The organism is Pirellulales bacterium (genome assembly GCA_019636335.1).
GTDB lineage: Bacteria > Planctomycetota > Planctomycetia > Pirellulales > JAEUIK01 > JAHBXR01.
Genome location: JAHBXR010000007.1, coordinates 1 through 18,676 on the forward strand (window position 1 = coordinate 1; position 18,676 = coordinate 18,676).

15 protein-coding genes are annotated in these 18,676 nt (G+C 56.7%); 7 read left to right on the forward strand and 8 right to left on the reverse strand.

All coding sequences use genetic code 11. The features are described 5' to 3' along the window. Positions 1-148 precede the first annotated feature (148 nt). From KF708_08780 to KF708_08795, 4 genes are all read left to right on the forward strand, one after another. Positions 149-859: a hypothetical protein gene (locus KF708_08780; protein MBX3412769.1), complete on the forward strand. Its 711-nt coding sequence runs from the start codon at positions 149-151 to the stop codon at positions 857-859. 97 nt (positions 860-956) lie between these two features. Further along, positions 957-1,397 (forward strand): SgcJ/EcaC family oxidoreductase, encoded by a 441-nt coding sequence (locus tag KF708_08785; GenBank protein MBX3412770.1) that lies wholly within the window; start codon positions 957-959, stop codon positions 1,395-1,397. Between the two features lie 288 nt (positions 1,398-1,685). Continuing rightward, positions 1,686-4,484, forward strand: a complete 2,799-nt coding sequence (locus KF708_08790) for a type IV secretion system DNA-binding domain-containing protein (GenBank protein MBX3412771.1) — start codon at positions 1,686-1,688, stop codon at positions 4,482-4,484. A 35-nt stretch (positions 4,485-4,519) separates the two neighbouring features. After that, entirely contained in the window at positions 4,520-5,818 is a 1,299-nt protein-coding gene (locus KF708_08795; GenBank protein MBX3412772.1) for a hypothetical protein, read from the forward strand. An 81-nt stretch (positions 5,819-5,899) separates the two neighbouring features. On the opposite strand, the gene KF708_08800 is transcribed toward KF708_08795, so the two are convergent. Together KF708_08800 and KF708_08805 are read right to left on the reverse strand one after the other, a co-directional pair. Beyond that, positions 5,900-6,256, reverse strand: a complete 357-nt coding sequence (locus KF708_08800) for a hypothetical protein (protein MBX3412773.1) — start codon at positions 6,254-6,256, stop codon at positions 5,900-5,902. A gap of 470 nt (positions 6,257-6,726) precedes the next feature. Continuing rightward, a complete protein-coding gene (locus tag KF708_08805) occupies positions 6,727-7,731 on the reverse strand; it encodes a hypothetical protein (GenBank protein MBX3412774.1) in 1,005 nt (334 codons plus the stop codon). Between the two features lie 120 nt (positions 7,732-7,851). Between KF708_08805 and KF708_08810 the strand changes: the two genes are divergently transcribed. Then, positions 7,852-8,145 carry a hypothetical protein gene (locus tag KF708_08810; protein MBX3412775.1) on the forward strand — a complete coding sequence of 98 codons (294 nt, stop codon included), beginning with the start codon at positions 7,852-7,854 and terminating at the stop codon, positions 8,143-8,145. An 8-nt stretch (positions 8,146-8,153) separates the two neighbouring features. Here KF708_08810 and KF708_08815 read toward each other — a convergent pair whose 3' ends face one another. Then, positions 8,154-9,059, reverse strand: a complete 906-nt coding sequence (locus KF708_08815) for a protein kinase (protein ID MBX3412776.1) — start codon at positions 9,057-9,059, stop codon at positions 8,154-8,156. 397 nt (positions 9,060-9,456) lie between these two features. Here KF708_08815 and KF708_08820 point away from each other — a divergent pair, with 397 nt between their 5' ends. Together KF708_08820 and KF708_08825 are read left to right on the forward strand one after the other, a co-directional pair. After that, entirely contained in the window at positions 9,457-9,723 is a 267-nt protein-coding gene (locus KF708_08820; protein MBX3412777.1) for a helix-turn-helix domain-containing protein, read from the forward strand. Beyond that, positions 9,723-11,243, forward strand: coding sequence for a site-specific integrase (locus KF708_08825; protein ID MBX3412778.1), 1,521 nt, complete (start codon positions 9,723-9,725; stop codon positions 11,241-11,243). The genes KF708_08820 and KF708_08825 overlap by 1 nt, the downstream gene beginning before the upstream one ends. Before the next feature lie 200 nt (positions 11,244-11,443). Here KF708_08825 and KF708_08830 read toward each other — a convergent pair whose 3' ends face one another. From KF708_08830 to KF708_08850, 5 genes are read right to left on the reverse strand one after another with little or no spacing between them, the layout of a single operon-like run. Continuing rightward, a complete protein-coding gene (locus KF708_08830; protein MBX3412779.1) occupies positions 11,444-12,544 on the reverse strand; it encodes a hypothetical protein in 1,101 nt (366 codons plus the stop codon). Then, positions 12,541-13,668: a hypothetical protein gene (locus tag KF708_08835; GenBank protein MBX3412780.1), complete on the reverse strand. Its 1,128-nt coding sequence runs from the start codon at positions 13,666-13,668 to the stop codon at positions 12,541-12,543. The genes KF708_08830 and KF708_08835 overlap by 4 nt, the downstream gene beginning before the upstream one ends. Further along, positions 13,665-15,587 (reverse strand): hypothetical protein, encoded by a 1,923-nt coding sequence (locus KF708_08840; protein MBX3412781.1) that lies wholly within the window; start codon positions 15,585-15,587, stop codon positions 13,665-13,667. Before KF708_08840 ends, KF708_08835 begins: the two co-directional genes overlap by 4 nt. A gap of 13 nt (positions 15,588-15,600) precedes the next feature. Continuing rightward, a complete protein-coding gene (locus tag KF708_08845; GenBank protein ID MBX3412782.1) occupies positions 15,601-16,704 on the reverse strand; it encodes a hypothetical protein in 1,104 nt (367 codons plus the stop codon). Position 16,705: 1 nt separating this feature from the next. After that, positions 16,706-18,652, reverse strand: a complete 1,947-nt coding sequence (locus tag KF708_08850; protein ID MBX3412783.1) for an HAD hydrolase family protein — start codon at positions 18,650-18,652, stop codon at positions 16,706-16,708. Positions 18,653-18,676: the final 24 nt, after the last annotated feature.

The following is an 18,676-nucleotide window of genomic DNA, read 5'->3' on the forward strand; positions in this document are numbered from 1 at the left end:
CACCAAGTGCTTCCCGACGCCATGCTCGCCGATCCATCGGGGCACCCCATTCGGGCAATTGAATTTGGCGGAAGCTACAGCGCCGAACGGTTGCGAGAGTTTCACCTGGACTGTGAGCGGCGCCGCCTTTCCTACGAGGTATGGTGATATGACCGAATTGGATTCACTTTCCGACCGTGATCTCGCAATCCTCGAACACGTCGCACGCTACCGGCTATCGACCGACGATGTTCTGACGGAACTATTCTTCCCCGATGCCAAAACGATGTCGGCGGTGCAGAGTGTGACGGCCCGTTTGACACGGCAACGATGGCTGAGCAAATCCCAGCCGCTTCCCCGCCGGAACGTCTACACGCTTGGCCCCGGCTACACCCGATTGAATCCGAAGGCCAGGATTAGGCCGTTCACCGAGCAGTCACTGCCCGCTGCGATGGCGATCCTCTACTACTGCGTCCGTAACGGCCACAAGCGGCTCACCATGGAAGAGCTGCGCTCCATCGACCCCGGGATCTGCGAGCCGGGCACACGCAGCTCGTCGCTAATTGTGCTCTCGCACGCCGGCGGTCTCGGCGTCAGCCTGCTTTTGGTCGATCGTGCCAGCCCGACACGGCGCGTCTTGTGGAAAGTCAAACGAACCGTCCGCCAACGTGTCACTCGCTCCTTTTATTTGGAGTTGATCCGCGCAAAACGATTTTCGGTGACAATCCTTGTCCCAGTTCCCGATCGCGCCGTGGCCCTTCAGCAGATGTTTCGACAAGATTATCGCGGCTCCACCCCCATCTTCGTCTGCCATGTCCCCGAGTTCGCTCCTTTCGTGTTCGATCTGCCGACAGGGCCGTCCACAAGAGAAGAGGCGTGAACTTCCAGTAGGCAGCGGCTAGAATTCGGACCAAGTAAAAATGGTTGCCTGTAGTTGGCCACAAAAACGAATCCGCGTAACCCATGGGGAGAACCAAATGTCGAAGATTGCAAACAACATCGAGGACCAACTCGACCGCTGGTTCAAGGCGCTGTTGACGGGTGATGCTGATGAAGTGACACGACTATATGCGACCGACGCGATCTTACTTTCGACACTCAAAAATGACGTTCGAAAGAATCACGCCGAAATTCACGATTACTTTTTCAACGAATTCCTTCCACTAAATCCCGTCGGTTCGGTCGTCGAGCCGTATAGCAGATCGCTGGGCGACATCGCCGTAAACTCCGGCATTTACAGTTTCCTTGTCGATGATCCCGATGAGGCGGGCGGCCGGGCTACAAAGTTGGCCCGTTATACATTCGTGTATCAACAGACCGAGAAGGATTGGTTGATTGTTGAACACCATTCCTCAAAGATGCCCGAAGTGGAATCGATCAAGCAACTGCGTTGGCGGAAGTTCGAATTTGCAGGTTGAACATCGTAACCGCTACAGTTCGTTGCGAATCTTTTGGAGCAACTGTGATCGCCAATAACGGCGGTCGCAGTTGCTTCGTAGTCGTTCGGCAAGGTACTTCGGCCGGGATCCCAGGCCCGATCCATCCGTCAACGTCGGCTGGCTTCCTGCCCCTCGTTTCGGGTACCATGTTCCCGAGTTCTTCGTGCCGAACGGGACGCAGCGAGGCGAAAGGTGCTCCTTCAGATCCTTGCCCGCCTCGGACTATTCGGCTGGGCGTCAGCCGAAGGGTTCCAGGGGGCCACCTGAATGCGTCAGCGATTGGCGAGAAAGCGCGATACGCTCAATGTCCGGGCTCTTCCGCGCACCCCCAATACGCACCTCGACTATCGCACCCAGTTCAACCAGCCCTGGTTCGACCACCTGACGACGTTACGGCTAATTCTCACGGCAACATTGCTGGGAACCGTCGTGGCGATCGCCGGCCGTTTGGTTTCTTCCTTCTACGCGCCGCTGGTCGCCATCTGCCTCTCCGTTGCCGTGTTCTTCGTGCTCTACGCCGCCGTCACGGCGATCTTCAAGGAGCGAATCGATGTGGTTCTAGCTTGGTCCGCGATACTCTTGGTTTGCGGCAGCGTCTCGTATGTGATGGGACGGTTGCCTGATGTTCGCTCGACGTATCTCGCCCTGTTCTTGCCGAGCCTATTGTTTGCCACCGGATTTGCCTATCTCGTCGGAAAGCAAGCCGCATACTGGATCACTGCCAACCATCACGTCGATCAGCGAACCATGCTTCGCTGGCGACGCATCTGGTCATTATCCCGGAATTCCGCCGATCCCGAACTGTGCCCGCAGTTTCGCACGGTGCCGGTCTTGCTCTGGGCGATGCCGATCGTTTTTCTCGCCGGCTTTCCCATCCTGAATGCAATGTCGCGGAACGGTTCGAACCCGGCCGCGATTCTGCCCACACTGTTGATACTGTCTATCCTGCTTGCTGTGACCTGGTCGGCCATCCATGTCGCCGTGGGCGCTCCGATCCCCTCGCCCATTACCGTGCTCGTCGCCGCTTGGCGAACGTTGCAGGTTTTTACCACCTACAATCGCCACCAGACGCCGGCGGCCGGCGTGTTCCGCTTTCCTTCGCTCGGCATGCACCAAGTCGTCGCACGCGATTTTTTACTGGCTTTCGCAGCCGGGCTGCTGAGCATCGCATTCGTCGCCAACAGCTTTCCGCCGCCGCTTGAACGTCCGATCTCCGAATTGACTTCACGTCCAAAGATTCCACCCGTCGGTTTCCAGGCCCATGAATGGGACTACATTCGTTCCCTCCCTGCGGATCAAATGACCGATTTCATGGACCAGTTGACCGCCGAGAAACGTGCCGTATTGAAGGCTGAGATGGAGCGGCCAGCGCGAGCCCGCCAACAGGAGAACATCGTTTGGCGAGCGGTAGTGGCGGCGCTGCTGGGCGTGTTTGGCCCACCGCTCATCCTGATTGGAGTGGTTGCAACCCTGGTGGGAAGTTCCATTAGCCGATATCTCGAAGCACTGGAGCATCCTGGAGCTACGGAACACTCCCCTTTTCCGGAATGGCAGGTGCTTATCGATCGGCTCATCAACTCGCCCAACACCATCGAGAGACAGCATCTTTACATAGGCAGCAGCCGCTACAACGATTATCCCGTGCTGCTCGACCGCGAGATCCTGCGAAACCATGCCCACATTCTGGGCGACTCCGGGGCGCGAAAAACGTCGCTTGGAATCGCGCCTTTGGCGACACAATTGATCGCAGCGAAGGACTCGTCGGTCCTCATGATCGATCTCAAGGGAGAACCGTCTCTCTTCCACGGTCTCCGCGAGGAAGCCCGCCGAGCGGGGCTAAAGTTTCGCTGGTTCACGACGACCCCCGACTGGTCGAGCTATGTGTTCAATCCATTCTTGCAGAAGCATTGGACAAGATTCAGCTCGAATCAGCGAGTGCAGATCGTTCTTGCCGCCTTGTCGCTCGACTACGGAGTCGCCTACGGGCGTGGGTTCTTCACCGCGATGAATGAGACGGTCTTCAAGAGCATCGTCAGCAAGCTTCGGATCGAGACTTTTGACGACATGCACGAGGTGCTCAGCGACGAGCAGATGTTCAAAGCCTTCGGGGCGAAGGAAGATTGGCGGCAGGCGCGTCACCTTGCAGCGCTCGTTAACCGCTTGCGGTCGATTCATCCCCTCAATCTCACGCCGACCCGAGTCCCGAATCGCCCGCAGCTATTCGACAACGCAATTGACTTGTCGGAATTGCTCGAAGAACCTCAAGTGGTTTACTTCTACCTAAAAGCGCCCATCGAGCCGCTCAGCACCGCCGGTATCGCGAAGCTGGCCCTCTACTCCCTCTTCACTGCCGCAGCCGGGATTCCTCACGAGAGCGACAAGATCAGAACCTACGTGATGATCGACGAGTTCCAGCAGATGATCTCGGATTCGGTCCGTCAGGTGCTGGAGCAGGGTCGCAGCCTCGGTGCAACCTTCGTGCTCGCCCATCAAAGCATCGGACAAACGAAGCGCGACGGCACCGACATCGGCGATACTCTCGCCTCCTGCACGGCCTTCAAGCAAACCTACCGGGCATCGGATCTGAAATCGATCAAGGAACTGGAAGAGCTTTCCGGGCAAGGACTCTTTCATCGCATGGCATGGGTTCAGAAAGCTCCCCTGAGCGACGACGATGACGACGAGCTCGATGCACGGTTCAGCATCGACGGCAGCGTCCAAGTTGCCGAGCTTTCAGGACCGTTGCTGGACCGCAACACCATCATGGAGATCAGCGCCGACAAAAAGTCCAGCATCGTTCGGTTCACTGAGGATAGCGGCTATACCTGTTTCGGCGGATTGGCGACCCCCATCGTCTCCGACTTTCACATCACGCCGAAGGAGTTTCAGGTTCGCGACAAGTCCCCTTGGCCGGCCGTTGGTCCCGACACGGTGAGCGTGCAGCCCGATTACGGGGACGTTTTCGACGCCGAAGCGGAGGAGCCGCTACCGGCGGGCGCAAAGCCTATCCCCGGACCGTTTCTTTTGCCCGCGGATTTAGAAGACAAGTTTCGTGCAAACCAGTGATTGCCGTTTCGGCAATGATGAAAGGAGGCTCAGCGATGTCGAGTGATCGTCCCCGCCAATCTCCACCGAAGAGCAATCTTCGCTGGCCAGCGGCATTCTTTGGCTTGTTCGGCGCACTGGCGGGCTTTGTCATCATCATGCTCAGCTTGTTCTCCATCCACGACTACGTCACTGCGCCTGTTGACGCCGAAGCTGCAAATCCAACACCGCCAAAGCCGCCCACTGCTGAGGTGATGCCACCGGCGAATACTCGTCCGGAGCAACTCGTCAAGGATCTGACGGATATTTCGCCCACTCCCAACGTATCGCCCACCGCCACGTTTACGGGCGAGCGGGGATCGGCCAGCGAGCAGGCTTTCGCGCATGCCAAGTCGCGGCAACGAACCTTCCTGGCCAAAGGGCGAGAAATCACGCTGCTACTCGATACGTGCGACGACGAGATCAAGCAATGGAATGAGCGCGTTCGCCCCTTGCTCGAAAACGACGACGGCAGAAAGATCGCCTCGAACGTCGACCTTGTGAGTCGGTTTCGCGCCGCTTATCAGCAAGATCGCCCCTCGCAGGAGCTTGTCCAATCATATCGCGAGTCGCTTGAGGACATGCTCTCTCCGATTCGGCTGGCGTTTGAGATCCCGGAAAACACTTCGCTGCCCACGGCAGCCAGTGCCGACGAGTTGAGCCGTATGCTCGTCGACTTGAGAAGAATTCGTGACGAGCTGCGCGTGCCTCGCCAACGGGCTGAGGCCGTCAGCGCCGAATCCAAGCAGCTAGCGATGCATTCGACAACGCTTCAAGCTGCGATCGATGCGCTCACACACTCGGAGCTGCTCGACGATTCGAAGATCATCGACGATGAGGTGGTCAAGGCACGCCGCGAAGCTGCGGAGAAGCTGGCGAAGTCCAAGGCCGACCTGATTCGCAAAAGCACTGACGATACGATCATGCGGGACGAATCTGATGCCGAGCGGGCGCGGCTTACGGCAAAGGCCAAGTCCCCCGACATCCAACGAATCCTCCGGCCATTTACCGACAAGGGGTATGTTCAGCCTTACAATCAAGGTGGCGTCGTCGGATTCAAGAAGACGACCGTCCACTCGCCTATGTCCTATACGGCAATCGAAAGTCTGGGGGCGCTGGAACCGACGATGAAGGGGCTCAATGCCTTGAATGCCCTCGCCATCGGTAACACCCTGAACGACCGTGCGACTCGCTGGCAGTTCCACGTCTACTCTGAGAACTGGTCTCGCTCGGACCAGGACTACCTGCAGAAAGTCCAGGACACCTTGCGCGAGTTAGGCCAAACACTGGTCGAACTAGAGATGCTCGCTCCGTAGCCGCTTGGCGACGTTCTCAGAGTATGGCAAGTAAAAGAACGTAAGGACCGGTGCCGATACCGGCCCCTACGTTTGGGATTCCTACGGATGTGCGACGACAACCGCTGCCATGAGCCGGATCACGGTCAATGCAACGAGTGGTATCGCCATGTGTAGGATATCCCTATTTGTCGGCCATCGTGGCCTGCCTTCCACCAGCGAGACCGTAGGACGTTGTCCGAGTGGCTCGTCCAAAAGTATCTCGACGAACGATCGGCCGTCCTTTGTCTTTGATGGCTGGAAAATCACCTTGTGCGGCATCCGAGATCCCGTCACGTTGCGAACGATCCCATCCGATCCGATGAGCACGATTTCTTGTGCTCGCCGATTGATGTCAGGTCGATCGTGATGAAGGAACTTGATTTCACAATAGCGTTTTCCGTAAGCATCCAATGCCATGGTTGCTTCTCCTGGTCATGTGCCGGCCCTTGCCGGTCCTGTTCATAATGAGCTTTGATCCATTCGGCCAAAGCTCCGCAATCACCGTCCCGCACGCGGCACGGTCATCACGTTCCAGAAAAAAGCTGGTTAAAAACAAAAGACCCACGAGGGGTCTTTTGCTCCCCACACGCCAGACACCAACGGTTTCATCGTCCGGGTGTCGTTGCATTTCGACCGGGTTTCATCGGCACTTCGGTCTGTTGCATGGCGTGTGACTACCGTCTTGGTTTTACGTCCCGACGGTCGTGGACAATCGAACCGAGCAAATAACAATTCGCTCGCCTGTCATTGTTTAAGCATCTCCTGACAGGGGGGAGAGTAAAGAAACTTGTTGAGCGACCACGCGTCGCCAAGAACAAGGATACGGACGATGGATCGATCGGAGCAGGTCTCTTTCGGAGCCTGATGTGGGCCGGCGCTGTGGCGAGCTACTCGCCAAGCTTGAGCGTCACTGCCTTACGGTGAGGCGGGAGCCATTCGAAGCGGTCACCGCAGCAACTGTGATAGAGCCGCCCATCTCTGCCGCCGACGCCATGAATCGCGCCATCTTCGCCCCACCATGGTGAGCCTTGAACGGCATCGACCACCACCGGCCGCCCGTGGCGACAGCCGTCGCACTCTTCGAGGAGAATGCTACCTTCGAATGAGCCGTGTTGCGCAACGATGGGTAGTCGTATTCGCGCGAGTCTGACGGCTTCCTGAAGCTCGGCGTGTATTTCGTCGCAGGCGACGACGGCCAGTCCATCCCAGGATTTTCCAAACAGCAGTATGCCGTAGGGGCTTTCCTGGCCTTCACACGTGCGGAGTAAATGGCAGTAAGCCGCCACCCGGATCACATGCTGCGGACGGGGCGTATCGGTCGTCTCGTCACTCGCCAATCGAACCACGGGAATCCGAAGCGATCCCTTGCGTAAGACTCGCCACGGTTTGCCGCGGATTCCCAACTTGTCGTCCACCAGGGATTCACGATACGGCACGGAATCAAATCCCGCCGCGAGCAGCTCCCACCAATTGATCGCTTCATACTGACGAGACTTCGGAGTCGGCTCTCTGCCAACAGCCGCATGCGCAATGGAGCGTGTTTCTGCCAGCTCAAGCACCAGGTTCAGCCGTCTCGTCCCCCGCCAACTCAGCCACAGGATGCCTAATCCGACGGGGGCCAGAAAGAGCATGCGTCCCAACAAGTAGGCGACGAATGCGACGATCAACAGTAGCCCCATCGCGCCCAGCAATACCCACAAGCGATTCATCTGCCGGTCCAGCGCCTCTTCCACGCTGGCGAGATCATAAAGCGGCACGTAATCGACGTTGTAGCGCAGGGGACGTTCGTCTTCGACCTGTTCAAGCTCGTGGACGATCAGGCCGGCGCGGGGACAGAACACGAACTCCGATAGCGCATGCACCGTGAGATATTCTTGCCCGGATTCGACCATCGTGCGTATTCCTGCCGGTTGTCCTGAAACGGTCCCTATCGAAGACTCACAACGCGCGCTCGGTTCGATTGCAATCCAAGCTGGTTCCAGCGGACACCCTTTCATGGAGACCAGCCGATCATGTCACGCCAACTCATGCGAATCACGCCGAGCATCGTTGCCGCCGCCCGCGAGTATCAGTCTCTCAAACGCGACGGCAAGCTGCCACCGCTGCACCTGGCCGAGTGTTTTCCAATCCCGCCCGAGGATGTGCTCGAAATCTGGGAGCAAGCCCGCTTCGATCTCCTGCGCCGAAACGGCTCGGCCGGTTTTGAACTTGCCAATGTCATTCTTTTCAAGAACGGCAGCTTCGTCGCCGAGCATGTATCGAGCGAGCAAGCCACCGATAAACCTTCCTTGTTTGATGGACTCTGAATTCTCGCTCATTTCCACGACCGAATCGCTCGTATCACTTCTTCCATGCTGTGTGGCCGCTTACTTCGTGGCGGCTGCACCGCAGCCACCGCGATCTCACGCACCGATTTCGGGAGCCGGACACCTTCAAGTGCCGCCAGTTCGCCGCCCACCTCGGGAACCGATCCTGTTGCGGCATGCACCAGGATTCGTCCCCAGCTATAAACATCGATCTCCGGTCCCAAGTCTTCGCCGCCGGCGGCAACTTCGGGAGCCCGATATGGATCGTTTCCCCAGTCGGATCTCGCCACAACCGTGGGCCAGTTGCCGAGCATCTTTGCCAACTCGAAGTCGGTGAGCACGGGGATGTTGTTCTCCGCACGCACGATGATCTGCGCCGGGGACAACTCCCGTCGCAGAATGCCATGCCGATGCAGGGCGACAAGTCCGTCGGCGATGCCACGCATGGTTTGGGCCAATCGCTCTCCTTCCAGTCGTGACCCGTTCAACACTTCCGCGAGCGTCCGACCTTCGATCCAGCGATCGATCACCCACCAGTCACGACCGTTCGGATCGGGAAGTGCCGTGATGTTGTCGGCGATACGAGGATGAGGGCCGACTTCGTGACAGACCTTGGGATGACGCTTGAGGTGCTCGGCGAGATCGATTCGATCGCGGTCCGACAGTCCGCTCATATCGTAGAGCTTCCCTCGCCCCCGACGTTCCTCCAGATGCCGATGTCGAACCTCGAAGACCTTATATTGCAATCCGTTGGTCGCCTCGATCCAGCGGCTCAGCTCGGTGACGATCTCCCAGTCGCCGACGATTGGCCGCGCTCCATTCACCGTGCCGTTCAGTCCGATGAGCGAGCCCGGCAATAGAATGTCGTTCAATTCGATGTCGGCGTTCTCGCACCACCGTAGCAGTGTCGCCATCTGGAAGCTTCCGCCGCGAATCGCTTGCCGAAGCCGCTTCAGGCTGGTTCCGAGGGTCTCCGCTTGAATCTCAGGTTTGTGTAGTCCCTTGTCCCAGAGCGCACGTCGAAGTTTTTCGCCGTCGATCGGCGTCAGCGATTTTCGCGATGTGTTGACTTTCTCTATCACGCGATCTCTCTCCATCGCCCCACCCCCTAACCGGTCCCTAAAGGCGCCGTGTCAATCTTTTTGACCTTGGGTTGAATGACACCAGCGGGCGCAACTGGCCCCGCTTCGACTCATTGTGACGTTCGGCGTTCCCGGAGTCAGGTGCCATTTTAGGGCCAGATTCGCCGCAGCCGTCGTGCCACGATCAGGTCGGTTCGCACTTCGGTTCGTGTGGAAGGAGAAAACAAAGATGCGTGACCTTCAACGGGCAAGTATGCCCGAGCAATCGTCGGGCGTGACGACCTTGCTCATCTCCGCTGATGAGCTGGCGACGATCCTCGGCACCTCGAAACGCACCGTCTGGCGACTGCTCTCTGCCGGCCTGTTACCACGACCCGTTCACCTCGGAAAGAGCACCCGCTGGCGGCTCGACGAGGTCCACCGTTGGATCGACTCGGGTTGCCCTACTGCGAACAATTCTCCAACCGCGACACGCCGAAACCGGAAGGAAGGTTAATGGCCACCATCTTCAAGAGAGCCCGGGACAAGAAGAACCGACAGGCCGTCTATTGGATTCAGTATTTCGACGAACAGGGAAAGCGCCGTCAGGTCAAAGGCTTCACCGACCGTGCCTTGTCCGCGGAGCTGGCGGCGAAGCTCGAATCCGAAGTCCGAGCCCGAACGTCCGGGCTGGTGGACCCTGATTTGGAACGGGCATCCGATCAGCGGCGGCTCCCGATCGACAGTCACATCAAGGCCTTCCGCAAAGCCATTGGCCACAATACGTCGAAATATGTCAGCCTGGTGACGAACCGCGTGAGCAAAGTGCTCAGCGGTTGCAAATTCGAGTGCCTGGCCGATGTCGACCGCGAGGCCATCGTCGATTACCTCGCCGAACTCCGCCAGGAGAAGAACCTCGGCAACCGTAGCTACAACCACTACGGCGATGCCCTGGACGCCTTCGGCAAATGGCTGGTCAGCGACAAGCGGTCGCTATTCAACCCGTTCGACAACTTGCCCAGGCTGAATGCCGAGGTAGATATTCGCCACAAGCGGCGTGCGTTGTCGCCGGAAGATGTAACCAAGCTCATCGAGGCCGCCCGAGCGAGTAAGAAGCTGGTCCAACTCTATCCCGGAGAACTCCGGGCAAGACTCTATTTGATGGCGTTTTTGACGGGCCTTCGCCGCAGAGAACTCGCCAGCCTGACCTCCAAGAACTTTACGCTCGACGACGAGCAGCCGATCGTCGTCGTCGAAGCGGCATTCTCGAAGCACCGACGCAAGGACACGCTTCCGTTGCACCCGGAACTTATCTTGCTCCTGCGGACTTGGCTGCCAACGCTCGGCCCGGACGAGCCGCTTTTTCCGAAGCTCGCCAAGAAGAAGACCTACACGATGGTCCAGAAAGACCTGAAAGCGGCCGGGATCCCTTACGAGACGGCCGAGGGGCTAGCCGACTTCCATGCCGCCGGTCGGCACTCCCACATCACCGGGCTATTGAAGAACGGAGCCAGCGTCACCGAGGCCAAGGAACTCGCCCGACATACCGACGTGCGGATGACCATGAAATACACCCACGTGGGGCTGAAAGACCAGGCGCGGGCCTTGGCCAACCTCCCCTCGCCCACCCTCAAGCCGGGAGAAGACGGGAACACCGTGGCGGCATCGCATTCGACCGGCAACGGGCAAAAAATGAACGGGCCAGCCCCGGTGAACGGCAGATCACTGGCTGCACATAGGCTGCAGTTATGTAGCTCAGATGGGCATTCTGGGTCGTCGTCTGACACCGAAGGAAAAAACGGCTCTCGGCCCAGAAACGACGCAAGCCCTTCGGAGGAAGGGCTTTTGGCGTCGGATGACTCCGAGAGTCACCCGGTGGCAGCAATGGTAAAAAGTGGAGGCGGCGGGAATCGAACCCCCATTCGATTCTGGCGTAACTGGCCACGCCTTTTGCGATTGCGTCAACGGCCAACACCCCCGCGCTGCACGTGCGCTGCAGTTGATGCGCGCCAATCGGCAGGGTTTGGCGTCGGATGACGCTCATTGCCAAAGTGTCCACCTGCCTCCTGAAGTGATTCGAATCGCGGAATTGTGGACGCATCTACCATGGCACATTCGAGAGACAATCCAGACGCTTGTCGAAACCGCCGATTCTTCTCGCACGGCAAAGGCAGGGGGAAGCCGGCTTTGAGACAATTAGCCGACGACCAAATCCGCCGAAACTGTCAAGGCTAAGTTTACCTAGTTTTTCGACGTTTCGTGTGAACCCTTGAAGGATGCTCGCAGACTTTGCAGACGCCACTTGCATTTGGGCCCTCGATGTTAGCCTCTGCATTGATCGAGATCACCTTACCCGAACCAGTTAAGAGATCATTTACTTGCTGTTCAAACTGCCTCTTTGAAACGGCATACATCCCTCCCCGAGCACCTTCGAATTGGCAGTTCCAAGCCGCAAGTGCCTGGCCAAAACGGATTCCATCAGCAATCTGCTTGTCGGTAGACTTCGAGAAACTGGCAAAACCGCTTGCCGCGACTTTTGACAGTAGCCCGGCGGTGCACCAATCGCCGGAGCCTGCCGTATCCTTTACCCCGTCGATAGAGAATGCTTTCGATTCGACCCAAGTACCCAGTCCTTTGCCTCGACTTCGCCAGCGGTATCGAAGCCCGGCATCGCCGAGTGTTTCGATGAGAAGTCTTGGATTGGATTCTACGTCGACTTCCGGGAAGTCGCCCAATCGTTCATGCGAATACTTCACGACATGGGCAATCTCCCATGCCTGACCGAACAAAATCGGATTCCCGATACCTGACGGCTCGAATACCACAAGCGCGCCACTTTGCGCGGCCGATTTTGCGAGTGCGATAGCGCCTGCAGAGACACGATCAAAGAAGAAGACGCTAACTTGCTTGAGCTTTGGAGCAATGGACTCGGCAACCGTAAGTAGCTCCGGTTTGTAGCTTGGGTAGCGTGCTCCACACGATGCGCACCGCCACGAGAACGAGTGAGTCACGCGGCCAGAAGCATCTCTGGCGATGCGATGAACGATAATGGGGGTGCTGCCATCATTCTCAACGCGCACAAATCGCTCTGAGACCCCCCAGTGCCTCAGGTCGGCGAGTAGGAGTTCTGTTGCGCGGTCGTCGGCTAAGCGGGCGATCGGCTGGACCTTCCAGCCGAGATATCGAAGCGCGATGAGGACATTGCCGCAGGTACCGCCAGCCCAGTGTCGAACCGGCACCGAGGGGTCGGCACTAGTCACTTCGTCCAGTGCGACAAGTCCTGTCCCGACGGCCAGCGGTTGGCTGAAGCGTTTAGTGTTCGAGGTTTTCTTGGTCATTTCTGTGTGGCCTCCTTGCCATGTCCGTCCCCATACGCATCGCCATGTAACCAGATATGCACCAATTCGTCAGGAACGGCAACCGAATCAGCTCGGGATGCATCCAGAGTATAACCGATTGCTTCGACGTGGAGAATCGTAAAGTCGTCGCGTTCCAGGGCCGCCATGAGCGCGCCGAGGGAGAGTGCTTTGCTGCCCAGCGGCGAGAGGATGATCTGAGACCCTCCGACACTCGCAAATACGCGGCGTCGGGCATCGTCGATTCGCAAAATCGTCCGGTAAAGATCAAGCGGGCTCTTCTCATCCGCGTAGATCAGGTCGCGAACGTCAACCGACCAAGCCAACTGCAACTCCTCGGCAAACTCTTCGATCAGTTCGTCAGGTAACCGGGGCTGGGAGGATGGAAACGGGAGTATGGGACAGACCACTGTATCTTCCTGGACATTGCGCAGCATCTGAAAGATACGACTGAGCACGGGACGTTTGCCGCGTCCGAGTTGCGGCATCCAGAGAATTGCAGCGCGTGATTTCTCATCGAGTCCCCAGCCACCTCGAAAACCGTGAATCGGAGCTACTGTATCGGAAGGATTCGAAGAGACGGCGTCATCGATTTGTGGATTGTGGCAAGCAATAACATGCAGATTCGCTACTGGCCCTGACATTGTAGAGAGCACATCAATGAAATGCTTTATGATCGGAAAGGCGACACCGATCGACAGGGCGCTCATATCTACAAAGACATCTGTGATGCCATCAAGCGATTGGCCGGTCATCAGTTTTGCGGCCTCTCGACCTCCGATGATTGCATTGTCGCGCGCAAAAATCTGGATCGCGTGCTCTCTGGCCAAGGGAAATTTAGCCATAAGTTGGTCCCGATGGTGTACTGCTCGTGCAACTAATTCGGCAACCGGATTGGGCCTTTCCTCCCGAATTAAAATTGCCCGAGTGGCTTGCTGGAGTGATTCGGGGAATAGCGGGGCAATTCGGACTGATCGCGGATCAAAACCGGCACCGGCAATCAAGAGCACACTTCGCCCTACTTGCGCCAGATAGTCCCGCAGGAATGCGTCGGCGTGACTGCCCCGATGATACACACAAGGCTCCCATTTCCTGTTGCGCATCATCCGTTGCTCTCCTCAAGCATCTTGCCGAGTTCGGCGGTAGTTCCCTCCAAGAATCCTCCTCGTTTAAGCGTCAATCCTTCGGCGAGGCATACCGGTCCTCCCAATTCGAGTAAGCACCATTCCTTGTTTTTGCATTCGTACTGGGGAACTACGAGGACGGCGTTATAGGCGACGGCAAATTGCACTACGCTCGCCAGTTCGGAATTCGATCCGGCGAGGCTTTCGAAGTCAGACTGAAGAACGCCGTAGCCGTTCGGTGTCAGCCAGCCGTTGGGTTGAAGCGTTGTCTCAACACACTTCCTTGCGATTCCGGTTACGAGCTTGCGAACCTTGTCGGCATAAGGAAAATTCCAAGCCTCAACAATCCGACGCCCTCGCTCGCGCAAGAGGCGATGCTGCGTGCCAGCATCAAGAACTGGAGGCTTTGAACGGATAACTTGTGTCGCAATGGTGTCCACTAAGATCGCACTGAGCTGAAGGAACAACTCTGCATTCTCGGAGCTAGCATCACATAGGTCGTCAGCGCCGAAATAAAAGGGACGCTCGAAGCGATGCAGCAGGTGAAGTCGCGCAGCTTCATAAACTCCCTGGTTGGCAACGAGCGGCCTCGATGGTTCTGGGTCTTCGTCGCCGAAGAGCGTTGCCTGACTCTTCGTGCGAATGACATACCGATGCAGAAGGATCGCCAGCATTGCTAGTCGTATATCTTCTGTGAGCGCAGCGGCCTTTCGGAACTCATTTATCGTTGCCTCAAGCTCAGCTCGTCGGGCGTCAGTAACCTTCAGTCGACTCTGCATGGACGCAACGTGCTTGGCCAGCTCTACCAGTCTTGAATTTGAAATCTGTTCTGCTTCTTCACTGAGTAAGCTGCCGATGTCGACAAGGCGGCGTGTCCCCAACAGGGAGTGCTTCTCGAGGTATCGGTGCGCCATATCGCGAGCCATTCGCCGAAAGGTGTTGCGCTGGTCCTTTCGTTGTCCCCATCCTTGGAGAAGAATCGTTTCCTCATCGCGCGATGCAGAAAGTCCCGGATAGCTAGGGCGATCTGTTCGATCGTCCGCGACAATCGACAATGCCTCACTGGGTTGCAGTATGTCGAACCTGGTGAGCACCCAACGGGCAATTCTCAATTCTCGCCGCGCCAACCAGTGCCGCATTGCTTCGAATTGACTTGGGTGCAGCCAGTGAGCATCATCCAACATGACAAGCGGAAGCAATCGCAGCGGCTTTCCCTGGTTCAATGATGATGTGGTTATTTCGATGCGTTCAATTACATCAAATGGGCGGTAAGTACCGGTGACGGACGAAGGAATGTCGGCTTCATTAGGAGCAACTAAGGCGCCGACGATTTCATAAACGGCACGCTCCACTTCGCGTGCGCGTTCCAGCATCGCGGTTCCGGATGTACCGCCAATGGTTTCGAGTCCTGATCCCGAGTCTGCGCGAGGCACGATGGTGACAGTAGAATCGGAAACTCCTGCGACATGAAGATGCCGAAACCATGCGAGGACCGCACGGGCCTGAATGAACGAAAAGAGCATGCCAGATTTCAGGCTCTCGGAGTACGGAAACTCCCAAAAATCACGGTAATCCGTTTCCATGGGTAGTCGGCATCCCAAGATCATCGGAAGTCCATCTTTGATAGCGCCGCACTCTTCGAGTGCTCCGGCGACTGCCTCGTAGTCCGTTGATCCAGTACTGCGAAGTACAGCCCTGAGTGCTGAAAACTCAAACAATCGGGCAAGGGTCGTTTTTCCAGTGCCGGGAGCGCCCCGAAACAGCACAATACGGTCAAAAAGGGTGCCCTGTTCAGCTGGTCGCTTCAGAAGGTACGTAAGGGGCTGAGGACTGACGATGGAGAGAAATGCCTCGTCGTCCCTAAGTTGCTCAGTTGCCCTGCGATAAAATGGGTTCTCCATTGCCGTCTCTCCGTCAGGAATGCCGCTGGCGCCGCCGAAATAACGGCCTCATTGCGTGCTGATTATTGTCGCCCGGTGTATCTGCCCAAAGAAGAGCGACGGAGTTATTCGGGGTATTGTGCTCCAGTACCAGAGGTAGGGCACATTGTCCGAATCCAAGTTTAGCATCGGTACCGGCAACCTTTGTGTGCTTGTTTTCGATCGATGGATCGTAGTAGCGGTCGGTGAGCGCCAAGAAGTCTGCGTGCGTGTCTTTCGACAATGGCAAGTCGTCCGGCAATTCAGCGCCGTACGAAAACTGTACGGCGGAAAACCATTTCCCGTTGCCTCTTTCTGAAGCGATCTGATGGCTTCGCTCCGCGGTCGTCTGCTTGGCACGTTGAGTCGCAAGATAGTGGTGAACGCAGAGTGACCAATCATCCTCGAAGTACTTCTTGAAGCGATCCTCGTTGTCTTCCCAGAATCTGAAGAGCTTGCCAGTCCACATCCCGTCTTCCTTTTTTCGCAGCAGCGTCGTGCCGCTTCCTACAAAATCGTCGATTAGGAACACAAATGCGAACCGCGCTTTAGGATCGTCCAAATCCTTGCGCAGGTCCTCCAGCAGTTCATCGAGTTTCTCGTCGTTCAACCTTGGTGCAGTCACGGTCTGCTCATTGCTTATCAGGCCAGCGTTAGCTCTTCGGAACACATCGATTCTGGCACCATCGCTGAGTTCAATAAATAACGACTGTCTCCGTAAACGGTTGAAGAGCGTCCTTGACTGGTTGCTTGCCCAGACGTTCCAGGTCCGAATATCGAGGCGGCGTGCGACATCCTGTTGAAGGTGCCACACTACCGTTTCGGGATAGAAAAGTTCAACGAGATGGTTCATTTCTGCGGTACTAATGTAGACAAGCGAACTGCGAACGAAGGTGTATGCGATCGCCCTTTCATCCTGATGAAACTGCTGCAACCAATCGGCGAGGGATTCGACGAAACGTGCGCCAGCCAGAAAATCCTGGTAGCCGTCGTATTTCATCTGTGACATCAAGCGCAACCACGCGAATTCCCTGCGGGCCTGATCCGTCTCCCAGGCCATGATCTCGGCTAGCCTGCCCAGGATAAAGTCCTGATTCATGCTAATCCTCCTTGAAGGTGGGAAGGCGGAATCGAGTACCTCTCTTCGATACCTTCAAGTGACGTAGATACCAGAGGGTGGCTTGCCAGCCTCTCTGCCCTGGCGGAGCTATATTCCAGCAGGAATAGGCATCGGAGGAGACTTGATGCACGCTGAGTCCATAGGGACTGGCTAGCAATTGTGCGTCGTTTCCTGGCCAGCGGCCACGGTCGCCGATCCGCAATACAGCGTCAGACGCACCACTCGGGCTCTGCTCCAAAAGGCGTTCAACAACGGCCACTTTCGATACTGAATCAGGCACTACATCGACGGAATGTCCGGATCTCATCACCCGAAGGCCGTTACCAGCTACACGGTGTACTAATGCTTCAACGTGTTCAGTGAGGGCGTCAAGCGACATACCTCGCGGGTTAGACAATGTGATCTGTCGATACCGAAGAGTTATGTTACCTCGGGAAAGCAGCCGGTCGGAATTGATTGCCTTGGATATCAGTGAGAGTTCCTCTGCAACGTGATCATTGCCATCTAGAGAGTCGCACTTATCAAGCGTGAGAATTTGGCCGCCGTTGTAATATCCAACAGTTACTTCGGGCCAATGCTTTTTGGGCAATGCTTCACATAAGCGTTTCGTTACGGACTTACCACGACCGGTAGCAAAGCCGAGACGTGCACCTGATTCAAGAAGCGAAGTAAGTGCATCTGCCATCTCTTCCGGCAGCGGCTTGAATCGCTCATCCTCGCTACATAGGGTGCCGTCATAATCAAGGACTATTCCGCAGAACTGAGCCTCATGAATTCTATCGATCACCGTGTCAAGGGCCTTGGCCCAGAACGTTAGTCGGTTTTCCTTAGCCAACCTTTCGACTCGTTCTGATGCTTTCCTTTCGATAGCTCGGGCTTTCCAGGCAGGCATCTTCGAGGGATGTCTCGCTCGGAATGCATTGGCGTGGTAGAGCTTTCTACCAAAGGAGGGCACGCCTGGGCGTCCTGGATCAATCCCTTGCTGTCTCCCTGCGACGCCGGTCAGGTAGAACCCCTCGCAGAGTCCTGCGAGGTCGGCAAGCCAACCGTCATGGACAAAGCTGAGCCTCGTAGTTGGCACAGACTTCGGTAGCAGTTCAAGGGTTTGATCGGCAATGGTTTTGTCGTGAGGCGTTTCCAATGAAAGAATCGCGGTGTCGCCACTCCTCTTTGCCAACCAGTGATGCCGTCCGTGCGCAAACTGGCGAAAATCACAGATCTTTACATGCCCTAGCGCTGCTTCGGTGAACTTCGATTCAATATCGACAGCTGCTGCTATCGTCGTCGAACCGTGAAGCACCAGGAGAGTTTGCTTGCCGAGAAGGTCTTCGTACCGTCGCTGAGCTGCCAACTCATATGGGTCGATTCGCCGGTTGGTAAGAAGGCTGCGATATTCTTTGGGAAGAATACTAGATTGACCGGAAACTTCCAAATAGGCTCTTGACAGCAGGACACTAAACGCAAGCAGAGAATTCGTAGCCAGGAACCCGTCCTTTCCAGTTGGTAAGTCATAGCTGATGAAATCAAGTGTCTTGTATCGCATTGCTTGCGATGCAACTTTCGAACCTGCGTTGCCGCAGAGGATGAGCATGGACTGTGGCTCCTGCTCGGAAAGTAACCGCACTGAAGCTACAACGTCAGGATTGTTCCCGCCGGCGGTCGGGATCAAGATGCCCATATTCGCAATCGGGGTGCGATGACTCACCGCTTGAAGCGGTGTTGAAGGTATGGCAGGTTGACCGGCGAAAACTCCGTGAAGGTGTGCTGCAAAATGGCAAACGCTGAAAGAGCCGCCAGAGCCAACGGCGAGCATCGGGTGCGCGACAAGCCGCTCAACCGCTCGACACAACTGGTCGACGGGCTGCGAAATCGCCCACGCGTAAGTGGACGGCAATGCTTCTAACTCAATCTCGAACGGCTTTCCCAATGTTACCTACCTCGACAATGTGAA